The organism is Enterococcus sp. M190262 (genome assembly GCF_005843965.1).
GTDB classification, from domain to species: domain Bacteria; phylum Bacillota; class Bacilli; order Lactobacillales; family Enterococcaceae; genus Enterococcus_D; species Enterococcus_D gallinarum.
Map to the genome: position 1 here is coordinate 3240100 of NZ_CP040461.1, position 15049 is coordinate 3255148.

Here is a 15049-nt window from a genome sequence, read left to right on the forward strand (position 1 = left end):
TCCTCTTTTTTTACCCATTTTTTTCTCCTCTAACTCATAATCATTCAGATATTTTTTTCTAAGAATTTCATTAGAAAAATTGAATAGTGTCTATTTTTTGAAGAAAATCAATCATTTTCTAGCTACATGTCCAAAACCACTCTCTTCTCAAAGACCTATGAATTTATTGCATACGACCGCCAAAAACGGCCCTTTTAGAAACAAAAAAAAGAAACGCCGCAGCGTTTCTTTTTTTATTATTTCCTATTATAAAAGAACATCATTTCATTAATAGTTTGTACTTGTATCCGTAGTCGTCCCTTGATTTTCTGATGTCGTCTCATCTAATTGACCCAATGCTTTCAGCATATCATTACGGATCTCATTATAGGAGTAATCTTGAATATAAACGATTGACTGGCCATCATAAGATTCACCATCATACCATTCATAAGTATGTTTATCGATAGTAAAACCAGAAAGCATATTCCCAGCTAGTGAAACCAAGTCTTCAAACTTAAAGTTGGTATTGACATTGTCACTGACAGAGTCAAGAATCTCCTGATATTTTGTGACATTATTGATTTTCAATGCTTGACTAATGGCTGCTTCAATGACTTCTTGCTGCCGATTGCCACGGTCCACGTCAGTATCCATTTTACGGATTCGAGCAAAAATCAATGCTTGCTCTCCATTCAACGACTGTCGGCCCTTTGGAATCAGTGTTTTACCAGAATTGTCCGAAGTATACTTTTCATTAATGTCATAAGGAACATCTACGGTAACACCGCCGATTGCATCAATGATCTTCTCAAAACTTGTAAAATTGATATTGACATAATAATCAATTGGCAAGTTCAAATAGTTTTGCACCGTTTCAATCGTTGCATCTTCCTCACCAATCGCAAATGCACTATTGATTTTTGCCGTGTTGACGACCGTCCCGTTTCCGGTACCATCGTAGATATTTGTCCAAATATCTCGAGGTAAACTTACCATGTCGATCTTTTTATTTTCGCCATCATAGACCATATAGATCAAACTGTCTGCTCGAGTCGTATCTAGATGCTCTTTCTTTTCTCGTTCAGCATCATTGTCGACCCCCATTAACAGGATCCCAAATTTAGAATCAACATTTGCTGATTTCAATGAATTGTCTTTTTCTTTATTGGATTTGATCACAGCGGATTCTTTAAACATTTTATCCACAGAATTTTTTGCAGCATAATACGTATATCCTGCAAATAAAAAGACTCCTGCAATCGCAAAAAGTACGACGCCTCCTATGATTCGGCGCTTATTACGAGCTTTGCGGGCCCGCTGTTTGCTAAATTTCGACTTTCTATCCATAGTGCCTCCTTCATGTTTCCTACTTCACTCTCCCCGATTGTACCAGATTTTGTTTTCAGCGCCTATTTTTTTAAGATATTTTATATTTTTGCTGTGAATTTTTATGCTAATGCAAATTTGTTCGAAAAAATTTCCCTATGATTTTTCCTTGAAAAAATCTAAAAAGATCATAGCCAAGTAAAGTATCATACGCAGTATTTATCGTATAATTATCAAAAAAATTGAAAACTAATTGTTTGTTTCTGAAATAAAAATGAAACTTTCTTTTCTTTCTTGATTGCTCCCCCTCAGTTTGGAACTATGGTAAGATATGCTAGAAACGAAAGATTTTTTATTCGTAAATTCACAGTGGAGAATTCCTCTCCGGATGCATTTTTTCTTTCATTGACTATTTTATTTTTACAGGAGGTTTTTATGATTGGATTATTACGCTATGCCAAAGACTATCGTAAACAGATCGTCTTAGGTCCTTTTTTTAAGTTTTTAGAAGCTGTGTTTGAACTGGTTTTGCCACTCCAAATGGCTGCACTCGTGGACCATGGAATTCGCCAAAACAATTGGTCGAAAGTAGTTGAAATGACCCTCTGGATGATTGCGATGTCTGTCATCGGGATGATCTGTGCGGTCATCTGTCAATACTATGCAGCCACTGCTTCTCAAGGTTTTGGCACAGAATTACGCAATACATTAATGAAAAAAATCAATTTGTTGTCCCACAATGAATTGAATCTATTTGGAACAGATACGTTGATCACTCGAATGACCAATGATATCAACCAAATGCAAGTTGCATTGGCTATGTTGATCCGTTTAGTCGTCAGAGCACCTTTTTTGAGTATTGGTTCAGTGATCATGGCGTTTGTCATCGATTGGCAAGCGGGCTTGATTTTCTTATGTGTGCTGCCACTTTTTTGTATCATTTTATTTTGGATCATTAGCAAGACAGTGCCATTATATAAGAAAGTCCAGATCCGCTTGGACGAACTAAATGAACTAGTCAGCCAAAATTTGAGCGGTATTCGTGTGATTCGTGCTTTTGCTCGAACAAAAACTGAGACCAAACGTTTTGACCAAGCCACAGATGATTTGACCAATGTCTATATTCGTGTGACCAATCTTTCTGCATTATTGACCCCAGCTACAACCATGATTATGAATTTAGGAATTATTGCACTCTTTTACTTTGGCGGTTTCAAAGTGAACATCGGAAACTTGGAACAGGGGGAAGTACTGGCGTTGGTCAATTATATGAACCAAATGCTGTTGGCACTGATCGTTGTATCGAATCTCGTCATCATTTTTACTCGCGCTGCTGCTTCGGCTTCACGGATCAATGAAGTTCTTGATACAGAACCGTCGATTGATGATAGTTTATCTGAGGTTTTTATGGATCAACAAAAACAGGCAGGTGCCCTTCGTTTCGAACATGTGGACTTTCGCTTTTCACCTAACTATGGCTTAGCATTAAAAAATATCGATTTTGAGATTGCTCCTGGCACAACCTTGGGCATCACTGGTCCAACTGGCAGTGGGAAATCGACATTAACGCAACTGATCCCGCGATTTTATGACACAGCTGCTGGTAAAGTGATCGTTGATGGACAGGATGTACGCAAGTGGCCGCTGAAACAATTAAGACAAAAAATTGCCATGGTTCCTCAAACGGCGGTTCTGTTCACTGGTACGATTCGTGAAAACTTACAATGGGGAAAAAAAGATGCGACAGACGAGGAATGCTGGCAAGCATTAGAGATCGCCCAAAGTCGCGACTTCGTCGAAGCACTACCGCAAAAGTTGGATACGCCGATTTTTGAAGGAGGCAAGAACTTTTCTGGTGGGCAAAAGCAACGCTTAACGATTGCTCGAGCAATTATTGCTAAACCTGATATATTGATTTTGGATGATTCATTAAGTGCGCTAGATTACCAAACAGATCTGGATCTGCGGATGGCTTTAAAAGAAAAAATTCGCGGAACGATCATCATCATTTCTCAGCGTGTTCGTTCGATTCAAGACGCACAGCAGATCTTAGTGTTAGATCAGGGAAATCTGGTCGCCAAAGGCACCCATGACGAGTTGATGATCACTTCCAAAGCTTATCAAGAAATTGTGGCATCTCAAGAGGAGGAAGAAGAATGAAAAAGAAATCATTTGATTGGTCTGCCTTCCGCCGCTACCTCCCCTATCTCGCTGTGTATGCCAAAGAAACTTGGACTGCTGTCGTTTTAGGGATCGCTGCTGGCATCTCAACGGTTTTTATGACTTATGAAATAGGTCAGGCTGTCGATAAAATGATTGGTCCTAGCAAGGTTCATTTCGAAGAACTTTATCGCATTCTCGCGTTGTTTGGCGGTGTAGTGATCGTTACTGTTGTCAGTCAATGGCTGATCCAACGATTAGGGAATCGAGTAGCCTATCTGTCTGTTGCTGATCTGCGCAAAGAAGGTTTTGCTCATTTAAATACACTACCCTTGCGTTATTACGATCAAACGTCTCACGGGAATATCGTCAGTCGCTTTACCAATGACATGGATAATATCTCAATTGCGGTTGCTGCTGTCTTCAACCAATTATTCTCCGGTATCTCTGTCGTGCTGATTGCCTTGGTAGTCATGGTTAAGATGAGTGTGCCACTGACTCTCGTCGTTCTTGTTTCAACACCGATCATCTTTTTAGTCAATTGGATCGTGGCACGAACATCACAAGCAGATTTTGCGCGTCAACAAGAGATCGTCGGTGAAATTTCTGGATTCGTTACCGAAATGATAGGCAATCAAAAAATTGTCAAAGCATTTGAACGAGAAGCAATCAACCAAGAACAGTTTGAAATGATCAATGACGAATTAAACCTTCGTGGCCGAAAAGCACAGTTTTCTTCCTCGTTGACCAATCCGCTTTCCCGTTTTGTTGACCATCTTTCCTATCTGTCTGTCGGCTTCGTCGGTGGTTTATTGTACTTTTCAGGCTCGGGGCTGGTAACAGTTGGGATGATTTCAAGCTTTACGATCTATTCTAGCCAATTTTCAAAACCATTTATTGAACTGTCAGGCATCACCACTCAGATTCAGACTGCATTAGCTGGTTTGGCACGAACCTTCCAGTTATTGGATCAAGTGCCAGAAAGTGTGGATGACACAGCAACACAAACGATGAAGGAAATCAAAGGTAAAATCGACTTTGAAAATGTGGCTTTTGCTTATGATCCAGGACAAAAACTGATCGAAAACTTTTCTTTTACAGCTGAACCAGGTGAAACGGTGGCAATTGTCGGAAAGACTGGTGCCGGTAAATCGACACTAGTCAATTTGCTGATGCGTTTCTACGATGTTGATCAGGGAACTATCCGAGTAGACGGCGTCGATATTCGTCAATTGCAGCGAACAGCGTTACGAAAGAGTTTTGGTATGGTCCTTCAAGACACGTGGCTGTTCGATGCTTCTTTAAGAGAGAATCTCCAATATGGCAATGACACGGCTACCGATGAAGAAATATACGATGCTTTAAAAAATGCATATATGTATGAATACGTTATGCGGTTACCAGATAAATTGGATACGCCGATTGGGCAACAAGGCATCAAGATTTCCGATGGGCAGCGACAATTACTGACCATTGCTCGTACTATGATCAGTAATCCCCCGATGCTGATCCTCGATGAAGCCACCAGTTCAGTCGATACACTGACAGAAAAGAAAATTCAAGATGCCTTTTTGAAAATGATGGAAGGAAAAACCAGTTTCGTCATTGCCCACCGCTTATCAACGATCCGTGCGGCTGATAAAATTTTGGTTATGGATGCCGGTCAAATCGTCGAACAAGGTACTCATGAAGAATTGTTAGCGGAAAAAGGGTATTATTACCGTCTCTACCATGCTCAATTTCAACATTAACAGGCACATGTTGATAGATTAACGCTAAAAGAAGTGGTTCCCTAAAAGAACCACTTCTTTTTTTAAAATTGAGAATTGTTATTTACTCCAAACATCGCTATATTCCGGTTTACGTTCAAACTCTTTTTTTGCAAATGGACAGAGTGGAATGATTGTTTTCTTTTCCGCACGCGCTTTTTCTACCCCTTTTGCCACTAACTTTTCTGCCAGTCCTTGACCACGATAGGCTGGATCGACAAAAGTATGATCAATGATCATTCGTTTTGTTCCTGCATTTGACCAAGTCATTTCGCCGATCTCTTTCTCGCCGTCTAATAAGGCAAAACGATTTTTTTCTTCCTTGATTTCCATTAGTTTTCTCCCCTTTGAATAAATTTTAATGCGCCGCTTGGACAAGATTGGTTCACTTGAGCAACTTGTTCTTTTTGAGCATTATCGGGAATGACCCACGGTCGACGTCCTACCTCAAAAACAGTTGGATTACCTCAAACACACTTTCCACTGTGAATACAAATGTCTTTGTGAGAATAAACATCGAATGCTGAGCCATGATATTTGCGATACCCATCAGCAAGCAACTGTTCCTCTGCGTGTTCTTTTAAGTGCTCTGTCGTTGTTTTCCCTCCGTCACTGCTTGACTTTTATTGACCGCCTTCATCATAAGCTAAATCAACAAAAAAATAAAACAATCGCCATTTATACGTAAAAGATTTAGCAGAAAAAACAGCTCTACTAGAAAAAACTGCAACATAAGCACTTCAACAAACAAACGATCCGAAGACACATCGAATCCTCTCTACAATCCGATCCTCGTCCCTAGTCACAGAGAGAAGAATTCTTTCTCAAGTCCAGTTTGGATCATTTCGTCTGCTTTTGCTTCTGTTACAGCTCTATTCGTTTGATTTCATTTGATAGTGATTACTGAAAAGAACCTTAGTCATTATTGATCGCTGTTAGATGAACCATTTGTGTTGCATAGTCGCCGGATAAAGCAGGATCAATATAGAAACCGATCTGCATCAATTCATCGCCGCCGATTTTATATCCCCCCATTTGATACACTGTATCTGCCGCTAATCCCGCCAATTTGAGAGTGATTAGCGGTGCAGATGCTTCGGCTAATACACGGAAATAGAAAACAATCGCTTCTTGTTTATCTTCAGAAACGTACATCCACGCAGTATCATTTCCTGCAAAAGGACTCAACAAGCGAATAAACGTGCCATATTGGAAGAGTTGTCGATGTTTTTTATAAAAGGCAACTTGCTCTTTGATGGCTGCTTTTTCTTCATCGGTCACTGTCGTCAAATCCAGCTCATAGCCCAAGACACCAGACATTGCAACGTTTCCGCGGATCGCTAAGTCAGTGATCCGCTGTGTTTGGTGGTTAGGCACTGCTGAAACATGCGAACCCATGCTAGAAGCCGGGTATGACAGGCTGGTTCCATATTGGATTTTCAAACGGGCTATCGCATCGGTATTATCACTCGTCCATATCTGCGGCATGTAATACAAGAAACCTGCATCAAAACGACCACCCCCGCCAGAACATCCTTCAAACAAAATAGTGGGATGAGCAGCTGTCAATCGTTCTAAAAAGTCATACAGACCTAAAATATAGCGATGGAACACCTCCCCTTGCTGGGTAGGATCTAACAACAATGAATAGACATCCGTCATGTTGCGATTCATGTCCCACTTAATATAATCAATGGGTACTTCGTTAAATAGAAGGGCTAACTGATCAAAAATATGTTTCCGAACATCTTCTCTAGAAAAGTCCAGTACAAACTGACTGCGACTTAATGCGGGAGAACGTCCAGGTACTTTTAAGGCCCACTCGGGGTGCTGACGATACAACTCGCTCGCTTCTGAGATCATTTCCGGCTCTAACCAGAGACCGAATTTCAAACCCTTCTGATGGACTTTTTCCGCAAACCCTCGCAGACCAGAAGCTAACTTTCCTTCATTCTCATACCAGTCACCCAGAGAAGTCAAATCATTTTCTCGTGCACCAAACCAACCGTCATCCAAAACAAACAATTCAATTCCCAATGCCTTCGCTTCATCGACGATCTGCTCCAGTTTTTCTTCATCGAAATCAAAATAAGTGGCTTCCCAGTTATTGATCAACGTCGGACGTTCAGTCAGCTGATACTGTCCACGAATAAGATGACTATTATAAAAGCGATGATAGGTTTGTGACATTTGGTTGAGCCCTTGATTACTATAAACTGTAACCACTTCTGGTGATTGGAAGCTTTCCTGAGGTGGTACTGTCCAGGCAAATCGATAACTATTGATGCCCATGATGAGCCGCGTTTGATCATAAGGATCTTTTTCGATAATCATTTCGTGATTGCCGCTATACAGTAAACTAACGCCATAACATTCTCCCGAGAATTCTGTTGTAGCGGGATCTGCCAAAATAACAAAAGGATTCTGTTGATGGCTGCTGGAACCTCGCTTGCTGTCCAATTTCTTGATACCTGTCTGAACTGGTTCTCGACTGATTTGCCGTTCTTTCGCCCATGCACCATTCAATTGGATCAAATCAAGCGGTCGGTTGGGAAAATCCAGTGATTGACTGGCTAGTTGATGGATAACGATTGGTTCAAGACCGTCATTTTTTAAGGCACTTGAACGAATGATTGCTGATGTATCAGTAAAAATACTATAGTTCAAAATCAATTCAAGCGCGGCAACTTCATCTCGCAATATGATTTGCAACGTTTCGATTTCTTGCGGAGCACCGTGAGTTTGAGGCAACCCCGCAAGTGCTGGTTTGCCTTGACTGATTTCATGGCTTTGATAGATAAAATGCGCAACATGACTGCCATTTGGCAGTTGGATATCATATGCCGCTTCACGAAAATCACCGAACCCATTCCCAGGAAATTCCATCATCAGCGTATCCAGCGAGAATAAGCGATCCTTGCTGCCTGCTGGATTCGGCGAAAAAGAACGATCTAATCGTGGGTAACGATAATGGCCAGAATAATGGGTAATTTTCTTTCCAAAGTAGATATGCGCTAAATTTCCACCTTCTTCGATCTGCATCACATAACTGATTTTGTTGTTGCTTAAATGAAAAATATGGTTTTTTTTATCAAAATGGATCATTTCATTTCCTCGTTTTCTCTTTTCTTCACTTCACAGAACCTAACATGCCTTGTACGAATTGTTTTTGTAATACGAAAAAGATAATCGCTGTTGGCAAAGTGGCGATCACGATCCCGCACATCATCATGCCGTAATCCGGTGTATAGGAAGCCCCCATCGCAGATAAAACCAACGGAACTGTCCGTTTATCCGGTGATTGCAAGGCAACTAATGGCCACAAGTAGTTGTTCCAGCTATTCATAAAGGTAATGATCGCTGCTGCTGCATAAGTATTTTTAGCAGTAGGCATATAGACTCGGAAGAAAATACTTAACTCATTTAGCCCATCAATGCGGGCTGCTTCTACTAATTCTTTAGGGAAAGCTTTGATATTTTGGCGGAAAAAGAAAATCAGGAACGCTGTACAAACAGAAGGTAAAATGACCACTGCAAAAGTATTGATTCCGATTGGGGTTCCGCTAAGCTGACTAAACATGCGGTATAACGGAATCATCAAAGCCGCAAAAGGAACCATCATCGATAAGAGTAAAATATTGAAAATGCGATCTTTTGTTTTGGTTCGATAGATCTCAAACCCATAGCCCGCCATGGAAGAAAACAGCAACGCGAAGACGGTCGTAATGACCGCGATCACTGCAGAGTTGCCCAAAGCACGAGTAAAGTTCAGTTCAGAAGCAAATAAATTTTGGAAATTGATCACCAGCTGATCACCGATCATGATTTTTCCTGCCACAATGTCAAAGGTTTGATTGGTCATTCCCAATACCATCCAGACAAATGGAAAGACGGAAATAAAGGCCAAAAGACCTAAGAAAAGATACTTTAAGCTTAAAGAGAGTGTTTTCAATTTTCTTTCCCTCCTAATTTTGTTTGGATGACGGATAAGACCACAATAGCGATCACGATCACAAAGGATACTGCCGCCGCATAGCCAAAGTTCGGGGTGAATTTATAACTTAAATTATAAATGTACTGCGAGAGCGTGGTGGTTGCATTGGCAGGTCCCCCACCTGTAATATTTTGTACTTCGTCAAATAATTGCAATGTTCCGATCGTTGAAGTAATTGTCGTGAATAAAATAATTGGCCGCAAATTAGGAATAGTTATCTTGAAAAGTTGATCCCATTTAGTCGCACCATCAATTTCAGCAGCTTCATAGATGCTAGGATCAATGTTTTGCATACCAGAAATAAAGAAAATCATATTATAGCCTGTCCAGCGCCAAGTAATGGCAAAAATAATCAAGACTTTTGCCCAGAAAGGATCCGTTAGCCATTGAATCGGCACCTCAATCAAATGAATTTGCATTAATAAATTATTGACTAACCCATTCGCTGAGAATAAACTTTTCATGATCAACGAGTAAGAGACCAATGAAGTGATACAAGGTAAAAACAAGGCCGTTCGGAAAAGACCTTTGAATTTTAATTTTTTGTCATTTAGTATGTTCGAGACGATCAAAGCCAAAAACAGCATGATCGGTACTTGGATCAATAAGTATAAAAATGTATTACCAAAAGCTTTCTTAAAGGTTGAGTCACTCAGCATCCGCTGATAGTTTCCCAAACCGTTGAATGACATCGTTGTCGGCGGTCCCGACTGGAAAGACGTAAAAAGAGCTGAAATCATAGGAACAAATACTAATAGTGTAATCAAGATCACAGGCAAAGAAATAAACGCGTTTCCATTCGCAAACCAATTTTTCGATTTATTTTTCATGGTGATTCCTCCTTCAAACGACACTATGGCACCAATCTAATGACTATACGAACGATTGCTGCTTAACAATCTCCTCTAATGGGAAATTATTGGTACCAGCAGCTATCGTTCGTATCTGATTTGTTGATTATGAAACCATAGCTAAATGATTTGCTTAGTTTGCGATTTGTGCTTCTACTTGTGTTTGTGCATCTTCTAGTACTTTATCGATATCTTCCCCATTGATTACTCGCTGCAAGCTTTCTGTCAATACAGATTCGATCGCATAAGTATGATTGCCGTAGTTGACGGCCGGGATCTCTTGTGACCATTGAGAGAAGTCTTGGAAAACTTTTTGTCCTCCATAAAAATCAAGTCCTGAAGTATATTCTTTTGTCTCTTCGGCAGCATTCATCGTTGAAACCAGCCCAATTTCAGTTGCCAATGTTCCCATCAATTCTTTATTTGAAGCAAACGTTTTCGCTAAAAAGTCTTTCGCATTCTCTTCACCAGCTACGCCTTTAATGACATACCATCCTGCTCCGCCAATACTTGATGCGTTCACTGAATTGCCACCAGCTAGTGCCGGAATCGGTGCAATCGCCCATTTGCCGCTTTGATCTTCAGCCCCTTGAATCGTACTAGAATACCAAGCACCTGTTGGTGCTGCAGCAACATTTCCGGATTGGACTGCATTGACGCCGCCATCCCAATCAGAGACTTGTTCAACTAATCCTTCATTCAGTAGTGTCGCCAATACATTCAAGCCGGCTTTGAATGATTCGTTGTCTTTAATCGTTACTGTAGTGCCGTCTTCACCGGTATACCATTCACCAGCTGACTGCATGATGATCCGTGCCAATCCCAAATCGCTTGGATCCAGAGACATCATGGCATGTCCCGTTTTCTCCTTGACATCTTTGGCAATTTGAATAAAGTCATCCCAGGTAATATCTTGGAGATCAGCAGCTTCATATCCTGCATCTGCTAAATAATCTGTACGATAAAACAGCCCTGCTACCCCACTATCAAAAGGTACACCGTAGATCACATCATCGATTTTGTTGACGGCGAATTTGTAGCTGGAAAAGTCATCTTCATTGACAATATCAGTTAAGTCGCTGAAAGCATCCGGATAGGAAGATAAATAGCCTTGAATACGATAGTCTTCGATCAAAACGATATTTGGCAAGCCATCCGTATTGCCTGATGCTAGACTAGTGTTCAACTTTTGAACGATGTCATCCTGTGACATGGTCACTACTTCCACATCAACATCCTTGTTTTCGTAAACCTTTTTCGCTTCATTGACAGCTTTGATATTGAAAGTCTCATCCCAAGCCCAAACTGTAACCTTATCAGAAGAACCTCCAGTGTCACCAGTACTTTCGTTGTTGCTGCCACAAGCTGTCAATGTCAATACAGTAGCGGCAGTCACAAGTGATACAAGCAATTTTTTCATTTTTCTCCCTCTTTCCTTTTAATTACATTTTTACTATACACCGGAGTTGTAAACGGATACAATACGCGTGGAAGAGCTTACTAAAATAGTCCAAAAATAGAAAATTTTTACCAATACCTTTCTTTTATGAAAGCGTTTATACTAGAATAAAGAAATAGGGGGGATACCATGCATCATTTACATACAGTCTTGCTTGTGGATGACGAGACCACTATTCGTGATGGTTTAAAACATATGATTCGTTGGGAGCAAGAAGGTTTTCGCTTGCTAGGAGATGCAGCAAACGGACAGGAGGCTCTAACCCTGATCCAGCAATTACAGCCAGAGATCGTGATCACAGATTTAAAAATGCCGCAAATGGACGGCATCCAATTAACAACCATCATTCAACAACAATACCCATCTATCCATTTTCTGGTATTGAGCAGTTATGATGATTTTCACTATGTCAGTCAGTCTTTTAAGAACGGTGCCATTGATTACTTGCTAAAGCCAACATTGACGCCTGCTTTGTTGATGAAAGCCCTAAACACCATCCGCGAAAAAATATCTGATACCCGCCAAATAACCGCTGAGGTCCCATTGCAAGAATCTTTGAATCGCTATCTGGCTGGGTATGAAGAACCACTTACTCCTTTTGCTGACTATCTTGAAATAGCTATGAAACAGCAACTATGTTTTCTTTATACGAATGTCAGTTATTTTCGTTCCACTGAACAGCTTTTTCATGCATTGACAGAATTTTCGCAATCGAATTCTCGCTTGAAAACATTGGCGTTCAAGACCAGTAATAATGATGCGGGACTATTGATCAGTTACGCAGAAGAAAGTGATTTTTTTGCTTCTTTGAAAAATTGTTTGGACCAGTTGAACTATACCGAACCGAATGCCTTTTTTACCCTTGGATGCCCGTTTGAATCGATTGAAGACTTGCGTTCGGCTTTTCTGACTCTAAAAGATAAAAGTCGTGAACAATCCTTTTTTTATAAGCAGCAGCGGCTTGTCTTGGAACAAGAGCTTTTTTTGTATATGGAAAGTGATCGTTTTGATACAAAAAAATTTTTACGGGCATTATTAGACAATAATTTTTTATTGGGGATTACACGTATCGAAGACTATTTCAATGAAATGATTCTATCAAATGTCGATCCTAACTTTCTGAAGCAGCAGGCCAGCAGTATTTTTTATACGCTGTTGTCCCGCTTAGAAGAAGAATTTCCAACAGCTTCCCGCTTTAGTCGCTTGCGAGCGGAATTTCTCCATGAGATCGGTCATGTCTTGTATTTAGAAGATTTTTCCGATTTGTTATTGTCAACGATCGATGAGATACGTCTGCAATTGACGACTCTTTCCCCTATGGATGAAGATGACTTACTGGTCTCGATCCAGCGCTTCATTCAAGACAATTATATGAAGAGCCTCTCACTATCTGAGTTGGCAGAAACGTTCCACTTTAGTTATACCTACTTGTCAGCTTTCCTTTCTTCAAAATTAAAAATGAGTTTCTCTGATTATCTAAAAAATACACGTCTAGAAAAAGCCAAAGAGTTGCTGACCCAATCTGAGTTGAATTTGTCAGAAATCAGTGAAGCAGTTGGTTATTCCGATATCAGCTATTTTTCTCGAATCTTTAAAAAAGAATTTCAAGTCACTCCTTCTAAGTATCGGCGGTTGAACCAATTATGAGAATCCAACAGTGGCTCAAAAAAAATGAATTGTTCAGCCGAATCTTTTTGTTTGTTGTGGTAGGAGTAATCAGTGTTTGTTTACTGACAGTGATCGTTATCTATGGACGGTCCAAAGATGCTTATGTGGCTTCGTATCAGAGCTCGAACCGCTTGCTTTTGGATAAGATCCAGGAAGATTATGAGCGCTTGAATGAGAATATCAATCGTATTTTTGATGTCGTCGATGAGAGCAAAGCCGTAGAAAATTATTTAAAAGGACAGCTAAATCAGGGAAGAACGATTTTAGAACTCAATGAACAGTTGAAAGATACTCGCTCGCTTTTTCAAACGATTCCTTCCAACTTGGTATTGATTGGAACGAACGGACGATCATTCTTTCAAAATGATGCTGTCCGAAACCAGTCGGTTGAAACTTTTTTGGCAAGTGAATTTACGCAGCAAATCAATGAAAATGAGGCTATTAGTCAATACTATTTTCTGGAACAAGGGTTGAGCACTTCTACGAGCCATTCACCAGGACTGATGTACGTGCGGAAATTAATGAAAGACGATGCTTTATTCGGTTACGCATTGATTTTTTTGAAAGAATCTGATTTTTCTTCTATTTATCGGCAGTTGTTAGACACAACATTGCATACCATCTACGTGGTCAATGATCAAGGACAGATCTTGTCCACTTCTGAAGAACAAAAACTAGGAACAGCTTTTGATCCAGCAATGATCGAAGTGAAAAATGATTCTGTTAATCAAATGCCTCTTTATTCTTATCAATTCACATTTTATGATCTGCTAGATGAATCTCATTTAGTACGCAATATGAATCTGATCAAACCAGCCGTACTGATCGCTTTTCTTAGTATTTTGCTTTTTAGTCTGTTCGCTTTCTGGATCATTCGAACAATCACACAACCTATCTATCAATTGATCGACAAGCTGCCGGCAGTCACACAAGGTGATTTCAGCAATAAAGTCTCAATCAATGGCACGTATGAAACGCAAGAACTAGGTCGTGCCTATAATTTGATGCTGGAGGATTTAGAATCCTATGTCGACCATTTGATGATCACCGAAGCGGAAAAACGCAAATTTGAGATCCGTTCCTTACAGATGCAGATCCAACCCCATTTTGTTTATAATACACTAACAGCAATCAAATTTTTGATTTGGCAAAATGAACAAGAGAAAGCAACTCAAGCCATCGATAGTTTCGTTCAATTGCTTCGCCATACATTCAACCGCAAAGAGATCGTTCCATTAAAGGATGAACTAGCCATCGTAGAAGAGTATCTGATCCTGATGAACGTTCGCTATGGTGACCGGATTCAATCAACGATCTTCTCCGCAGAAGAATGTGAAAATTGTTTGGTTCCTAAAATGATCTTGCAGCCAATCATCGAAAACGCTTATCTGCATGCGTTTCCTGAAGAAGAAAAAGGCTATATTCAAATCTTTTCTCGCATCAGTAAATCAGGGCTAATCATCGAAATCATTGATACAGGTATCGGCTTTGATGAAGCATCCTCGTTGAATAAGAATCAGTCGATCGAACATTATTCTGGTATCGGATTGGAGAATATCGATCAAAGAATCAAGTTACTCTACGGGGAAAAATATGGCTTGACCGTTGTCTCTCGCGTCAATGAAGGAACTACTGTACGCCTATTACTACCAAACCAGTAAGCAGTATAACTATTGAAAGAACATAAAAAATCCAACCATTAGCACTCCGGCTATTTTTCTCAACTTTTAGAAAAACAGCTTCTTCAGAGGGCTTATGGTTGGATATATTTTGATAGTAATCGTTTAAGTTTTCACCATTGGAGGCAATGACTTGTTGATACAAAAACCAACCATCAATG

The 15049-nt window shown here is 40.1% G+C and carries 10 protein-coding genes and 1 pseudogene; 4 read left to right on the forward strand and 7 right to left on the reverse strand.

What is annotated here, in order from left to right:
- Positions 1-267 precede the first annotated feature (267 nt).
- A complete protein-coding gene (locus FE005_RS15290) occupies positions 268-1329 on the reverse strand; it encodes an LCP family protein (protein ID WP_081131461.1) in 1062 nt (353 codons plus the stop codon).
- A 414-nt stretch (positions 1330-1743) separates the two neighbouring features.
- Here FE005_RS15290 and FE005_RS15295 point away from each other — a divergent pair, with 414 nt between their 5' ends.
- Together FE005_RS15295 and FE005_RS15300 are read left to right on the forward strand one after the other, a co-directional pair.
- Positions 1744-3468 (forward strand): ABC transporter ATP-binding protein, encoded by a 1725-nt coding sequence (locus tag FE005_RS15295; protein ID WP_138372149.1) that lies wholly within the window; start codon positions 1744-1746, stop codon positions 3466-3468.
- The gene (locus FE005_RS15300; protein ID WP_138372150.1) at positions 3465-5219 is read left to right on the forward strand and encodes an ABC transporter ATP-binding protein; all 1755 of its coding nucleotides are present in this window, start codon (positions 3465-3467) and stop codon (positions 5217-5219) included. The genes FE005_RS15295 and FE005_RS15300 overlap by 4 nt, the downstream gene beginning before the upstream one ends.
- A 78-nt stretch (positions 5220-5297) precedes the next feature.
- On the opposite strand, the gene FE005_RS15305 is transcribed toward FE005_RS15300, so the two are convergent.
- From FE005_RS15305 to FE005_RS15330, 6 genes and pseudogenes are all read right to left on the reverse strand, one after another.
- Positions 5298-5570: a GNAT family N-acetyltransferase gene (locus FE005_RS15305; protein WP_003126008.1), complete on the reverse strand. Its 273-nt coding sequence runs from the start codon at positions 5568-5570 to the stop codon at positions 5298-5300.
- Positions 5570-5797: pseudogene (locus tag FE005_RS15310) on the reverse strand ((4Fe-4S)-binding protein). The gene FE005_RS15305 and the pseudogene FE005_RS15310 overlap by 1 nt, the downstream one beginning before the upstream one ends.
- A 355-nt stretch (positions 5798-6152) precedes the next feature.
- Positions 6153-8342 (reverse strand): alpha-galactosidase, encoded by a 2190-nt coding sequence (locus tag FE005_RS15315; RefSeq protein ID WP_138372151.1) that lies wholly within the window; start codon positions 8340-8342, stop codon positions 6153-6155.
- Positions 8343-8367: 25 nt separating this feature from the next.
- Positions 8368-9189: a carbohydrate ABC transporter permease gene (locus FE005_RS15320; protein ID WP_138372152.1), complete on the reverse strand. Its 822-nt coding sequence runs from the start codon at positions 9187-9189 to the stop codon at positions 8368-8370.
- Entirely contained in the window at positions 9186-10061 is an 876-nt protein-coding gene (locus FE005_RS15325; RefSeq protein WP_138372153.1) for a carbohydrate ABC transporter permease, read from the reverse strand. The genes FE005_RS15320 and FE005_RS15325 overlap by 4 nt, the downstream gene beginning before the upstream one ends.
- A gap of 154 nt (positions 10062-10215) precedes the next feature.
- Positions 10216-11502: an ABC transporter substrate-binding protein gene (locus tag FE005_RS15330; RefSeq protein ID WP_138372154.1), complete on the reverse strand. Its 1287-nt coding sequence runs from the start codon at positions 11500-11502 to the stop codon at positions 10216-10218.
- 168 nt (positions 11503-11670) lie between these two features.
- Between FE005_RS15330 and FE005_RS15335 the strand changes: the two genes are divergently transcribed.
- Positions 11671-13188 (forward strand): response regulator, encoded by a 1518-nt coding sequence (locus FE005_RS15335; RefSeq protein ID WP_138372155.1) that lies wholly within the window; start codon positions 11671-11673, stop codon positions 13186-13188.
- Positions 13185-14870 (forward strand): histidine kinase, encoded by a 1686-nt coding sequence (locus tag FE005_RS15340; RefSeq protein WP_138372156.1) that lies wholly within the window; start codon positions 13185-13187, stop codon positions 14868-14870. The genes FE005_RS15335 and FE005_RS15340 overlap by 4 nt, the downstream gene beginning before the upstream one ends.
- The last annotated feature ends 179 nt before the right edge of the window (positions 14871-15049 follow it).

What these genes read in the sequence shown, in the direction of transcription:
- FE005_RS15290 (WP_081131461.1), bottom strand. Translation starts at nt 1,329, where the DNA reads ATGGATAGAAAGTCGAAATTTAGCAAACAGCGGGCCCGCAAAGCTCGT.
- FE005_RS15295 (WP_138372149.1), top strand. Translation starts at nt 1,744, where the DNA reads ATGATTGGATTATTACGCTATGCCAAAGACTATCGTAAACAGATCGTC.
- FE005_RS15300 (WP_138372150.1), top strand. Translation starts at nt 3,465, where the DNA reads ATGAAAAAGAAATCATTTGATTGGTCTGCCTTCCGCCGCTACCTCCCC.
- FE005_RS15305 (WP_003126008.1), bottom strand. Translation starts at nt 5,570, where the DNA reads ATGGAAATCAAGGAAGAAAAAAATCGTTTTGCCTTATTAGACGGCGAG.
- FE005_RS15315 (WP_138372151.1), bottom strand. Translation starts at nt 8,342, where the DNA reads ATGATCCATTTTGATAAAAAAAACCATATTTTTCATTTAAGCAACAAC.
- FE005_RS15325 (WP_138372153.1), bottom strand. Translation starts at nt 10,061, where the DNA reads ATGAAAAATAAATCGAAAAATTGGTTTGCGAATGGAAACGCGTTTATT.
- FE005_RS15330 (WP_138372154.1), bottom strand. Translation starts at nt 11,502, where the DNA reads ATGAAAAAATTGCTTGTATCACTTGTGACTGCCGCTACTGTATTGACA.
- FE005_RS15335 (WP_138372155.1), top strand. Translation starts at nt 11,671, where the DNA reads ATGCATCATTTACATACAGTCTTGCTTGTGGATGACGAGACCACTATT.
- FE005_RS15340 (WP_138372156.1), top strand. Translation starts at nt 13,185, where the DNA reads ATGAGAATCCAACAGTGGCTCAAAAAAAATGAATTGTTCAGCCGAATC.